Consider the following 3745-nt stretch of genomic DNA (forward strand, 5'->3'; position numbering starts at 1 on the left):
CTTTGACCAAGCTTGGTATGGTCGGGGTTATGCCCTAGGTAATTTGGGAAGAAATGAAGATGCCATCGCATCCTATGATAAAGCCATTGAAATTAAACCTGACTTTGACCAAGCTTGGTACAATCAAGCCTGTGCTTACAGTCTTCTTAACGACATTGATACAGCAATAGAAAAATTGCAAGAAGCCATTAATTTAAATCCTGAAAACAGACAGATGGCAAAAACTGACTCGGATTTTGATGCAATTCGGGATGATCAGAGGTTTGTAGCGTTAATGCAAGAACAACAGTAGAGTATAGAACAATTCTCCTCTCCTCCCATTAGGGCGATTATCGTTAATCAACGTCAATTAAATTAACTCCACTATTTCATGAGGTAACTTCCCTAACGCGATCGCATCCCTCACCATCTCCACCCTCTCCCTAGCTTTGGGATTCTCCACATTCCCTAAATATTTTTTCCGCTTTCTTTTCCCTTCACGCCACACGTACCGCAGGTAAATATATTTGTTATCACCCTTAACCATCAGATACTCCTCAATCCATCCGTGTTGGGGGGCATGGTTTTTAGTTGGGGGGCAACCATCACCTGGTGTTTCGTCGTGCCCCCCAACTAATGTCAGTGGTGCTTCTAGTTGGGGGGCAACCTTCAAGAACTCTACATTTATATGACTCCCACCGTAAGGCTCCCACCGTACAAAAGCCTGTTGACCACTTACTGATACAAGCGTACCAAAGGGATGGTGATCAGGGATGAAGGGACAATGTAATTGAACGCGATCGCCTACCTGAATAGTTGGGGGGCATTCATCACCTGATATTTCGTCGTGCCCCCCAACTTGCGAGTCCTCCTGTTGGGTGATTTCATCCCAGGATGGATCTGGCGTGTAGATGGGGACAGGTGCAAAAGTGACCTGTTTTAGGTCAAATAATGCTAGTTGTTCTGTCATAATTATTTTCAAGAATAAAAATCTATTTAGCCCCTATCAGCCTTTGACCGGGGCAATTTCTTTAAGCATTAACAGAAATTCTGACATTCCTATCTGCTCCCAATATTCAAATTTGAGGCAATTTAACAACCATCCAGGAGGATTCAATATTCTCTTCTTTGAACGTGGAAGAAGGCAAGAATAATAATCTAGTGCATGGGTAATTTCTCCACGGGGATAGTTAAATAAATCGGTGTCTTGTTTGGGGTTAAAAAATATACCATTTGTGGCACATTCTAAGAGTATTTCCTGTTTCTCAGAATCTGTATAAGAGGAATTGTTGCTGTTGTATTCCTCCTCTTTTATGATTTCTGGGTTTGAGGGTTGTTCAGCGTAACTTTTATGTTGATGGCGACAATTTTTTTTCGGGAATAAGTCTGCGATGGTTCTTGTAACTATTCTTACTAAGTGCCAGGTGAAGGTTTTTACTAATTGAATGACACGACATTCAACTAGTTGGTTAAATGCTGCTTTGACTTGAGGACGACAATAAGGCTTTCCCCGATACTTGCATACCCATTTGTTAAATTCTTTTAAGTCTGGCTCTAGTTCTGTCCCTATCTTTCCCTCCCTTAAAAGCCATTGCCACATTAATTTTGCGGAGGGAGTAATTTGATTCTCTAAACAAAATTCGTCGTGTTTATGTGTCCACGGATTGATGGTTCTTGCATGTTTCTGTGTCATAATTTATCTAGTTTTGTATTTAGCTAAAAGTCACTCTTTTTTAAAACTGGAGGGTGATTTTTTACATGACAACCGGCACCACAAAATAATTTGCAGTGCATTAAATAAGCCGATCGCATCCGGGTGCGATCGGCTTATTCGTTATTTATGAGATTGGATGTCTGTTCTAGTTCCTTTATCCTTAACTCCAATATCTCAGCCTGTTGTCTGTGGTAATTGAGTTGCTTTCGCGCTTCTTCAACCAGAGCACTAATTATTTTCCCAGGATGACCTTTTGACCAGGTGGTAGTTCCTCCGATTCCCTCGCAATCAGTTCTATGAGTTCCGATCGGCTCACTCCCATCTGAGAAGCCTTCAGATCCAAGTTCTCTATTGCTGTGGAGGTCAGGGATATGTTTACCCGTTCCTTGGGTTCTTCGTATCTCCCATGCCGTTTCTTCATTATGTAGAGCTATTTCCATGTTCTTACACAAGAATCCTAACATTTCTTACACAACTCTATTGCTATTCTTACACAAGATGGTAGTATTAGGATAATCTTACACAAGATTGTGGCACCCAACCAAACTGAGTGGAGATGGTAGCCCACTTAATAGCAACGAACTACCAGTGTTGGGGAATAGCGATAAAGCACGACTTATGTGACTGTGACTAAGGTCTACCTGCGGGTATTGAGTCGCAAAGGTTTGTGGTAAAGGGCGAATGTTATGTGATTGGAGGTGAGATGAGCAAGTGGGTTGAAATTGATTTTCAGGATAGGAAGTTTTTAATTAACAAGGAAAAAATATGTTGGGTTGAATGGTCGGAAATTAACCAAGTACAGCGCCTGATAATTCACATGTCCTATGAGCATCAGGGGATTCCTGTACCAGTAGACCAATCATTGACGGTGCTCGAAGAAATAAAAGAATTTTGGCAATAAGTGCGTTGGAGGTGAATTATGACACAGCCACTAGGCTATTACATCGACACCACCATCCCTGTGGTAGGCGATATTGAGCGGGAATATGGCTCGAATTTAGAAAAGATGAGTGTGCCGCACAAAGCTTACTTGATTGCGGATTTGGCTACTAGTCTCAGTTACAAGTTTAATTCTCAACCGACCGCCCAATATGCTCCGTTAGCTCTGAGGATTGGGCTTGAGGTGAAGCAAGAGAAAGATGCGATCGCACTATTAAAGGCATTTGTGAACAGCCTATGAAAAATGATTTTAGTCCCCAAGAATTTATCAATATGCTTGAGGGAACAACCGAAATCATCAAAGTAACGGTCAACTCCAAACAGTTCCAAGAGTTGACCAACGACATCCACTACAGCAACGTGGATTTTACCTTAGTTGATGCGATTCAGGCATTTGAACAAGCGGTAGATGCCTATAAAGAAAGTCTGGGGATTAAGGAATAATGCGATCGCTTTAATTGGGGTCACTTAGGAAGCAGTAAGAGCGATCGCATAGCCAAAGCGTTAATTGATTGGTTAATTATGGCATTAATAAACCTTACTCCCTCACCCCTAAATCGCTTGTAACCAAATTACAGCAACCAATACAGCGTTTTTAATATTAGAGAAAACCAGTGTACATCAGGAGTATAAGCCTATGGAAGCCACAGAAAGCCAAACCAATAATGGTACTAAAGGTGGGGTAAACACAGTCAAAAACAAGGGGAAGAGTGACGTAAAACGCCGTCATTTGCCTAGCTTACCTACTGCATCATCCCTCTCTGATATGAACCAAGCCACCTACAAGGGCTTAGTTGATAGCACACCCACAGAATGGAACTACCTGAAAAATTATGAAATGTTCAGCTTATCTGCTGACGGTTCATTTCCCATGATGAAAGTTAGCTGTTCCAAAGCAGTGCAAATTCATAACAGGGAAGTAATGATGGTGGGTTCTGGTAGATGCTATCGGATTAACAACTTATCTATATCCGTTGAAGTTACACCGCAATGAATAACGCTACAACCTTTGTCATCCTTGGGGTTGCAGCGTTAGGGATGTCAATGCATCTGCAAGTGAAAAATAGCGATTTAGAAAACCAAATTAACCGTTGTAGGACTGAATTTGCAGGG

The 3745-nt window shown here is 41.7% G+C and carries 8 protein-coding genes; 5 read left to right on the top strand and 3 right to left on the bottom strand.

Going from position 1 to position 3745, the window contains the following annotated elements; genetic code table 11:
- Positions 1 to 292 (top strand): TPR end-of-group domain-containing protein (locus CALSC_RS24580; RefSeq protein WP_143288373.1); only part of this gene is annotated, 292 nt, incomplete at its 5' end.
- A 57-nt stretch (positions 293 to 349) separates the two neighbouring features.
- Here the strand turns inward: CALSC_RS24580 and CALSC_RS24585 are convergent.
- The 3 genes from CALSC_RS24585 to CALSC_RS24595 form a co-directional block, all read right to left on the bottom strand.
- On the bottom strand, positions 350 to 949 hold the full coding sequence (locus tag CALSC_RS24585) for a hypothetical protein (RefSeq protein ID WP_088243838.1): 600 nt from the start codon (positions 947 to 949) through the stop codon (positions 350 to 352).
- 36 nt (positions 950 to 985) lie between these two features.
- On the bottom strand, positions 986 to 1672 hold the full coding sequence (locus CALSC_RS24590) for a hypothetical protein (protein WP_088243839.1): 687 nt from the start codon (positions 1670 to 1672) through the stop codon (positions 986 to 988).
- 253 nt (positions 1673 to 1925) lie between these two features.
- Positions 1926 to 2114 carry a ribbon-helix-helix protein, CopG family gene (locus tag CALSC_RS24595; RefSeq protein ID WP_088243840.1) on the bottom strand — a complete coding sequence of 63 codons (189 nt, stop codon included), beginning with the start codon at positions 2112 to 2114 and terminating at the stop codon, positions 1926 to 1928.
- A 282-nt stretch (positions 2115 to 2396) separates the two neighbouring features.
- On the opposite strand from CALSC_RS24595, the gene CALSC_RS24600 reads away from it, so the two are divergent.
- The 4 genes from CALSC_RS24600 to CALSC_RS24615 all read left to right on the top strand — a co-directional run bounded on the left by CALSC_RS24600 (position 2397) and on the right by CALSC_RS24615 (position 3626).
- The gene (locus CALSC_RS24600; protein WP_143288374.1) at positions 2397 to 2594 is read left to right on the top strand and encodes a hypothetical protein; all 198 of its coding nucleotides are present in this window, start codon (positions 2397 to 2399) and stop codon (positions 2592 to 2594) included.
- An 18-nt stretch (positions 2595 to 2612) separates the two neighbouring features.
- Positions 2613 to 2873: a hypothetical protein gene (locus CALSC_RS24605; protein WP_088243842.1), complete on the top strand. Its 261-nt coding sequence runs from the start codon at positions 2613 to 2615 to the stop codon at positions 2871 to 2873.
- Positions 2870 to 3076 (top strand): hypothetical protein, encoded by a 207-nt coding sequence (locus CALSC_RS24610; RefSeq protein WP_088243843.1) that lies wholly within the window; start codon positions 2870 to 2872, stop codon positions 3074 to 3076. The genes CALSC_RS24605 and CALSC_RS24610 overlap by 4 nt, the downstream gene beginning before the upstream one ends.
- A 193-nt stretch (positions 3077 to 3269) precedes the next feature.
- The gene (locus tag CALSC_RS24615) at positions 3270 to 3626 is read left to right on the top strand and encodes a hypothetical protein (protein ID WP_088243844.1); all 357 of its coding nucleotides are present in this window, start codon (positions 3270 to 3272) and stop codon (positions 3624 to 3626) included.
- The last annotated feature ends 119 nt before the right edge of the window (positions 3627 to 3745 follow it).

This window comes from Calothrix rhizosoleniae SC01, assembly GCF_900185595.1.
Classification (GTDB): Bacteria; Cyanobacteriota; Cyanobacteriia; order Cyanobacteriales; family Nostocaceae; genus Calothrix_A; species Calothrix_A rhizosoleniae.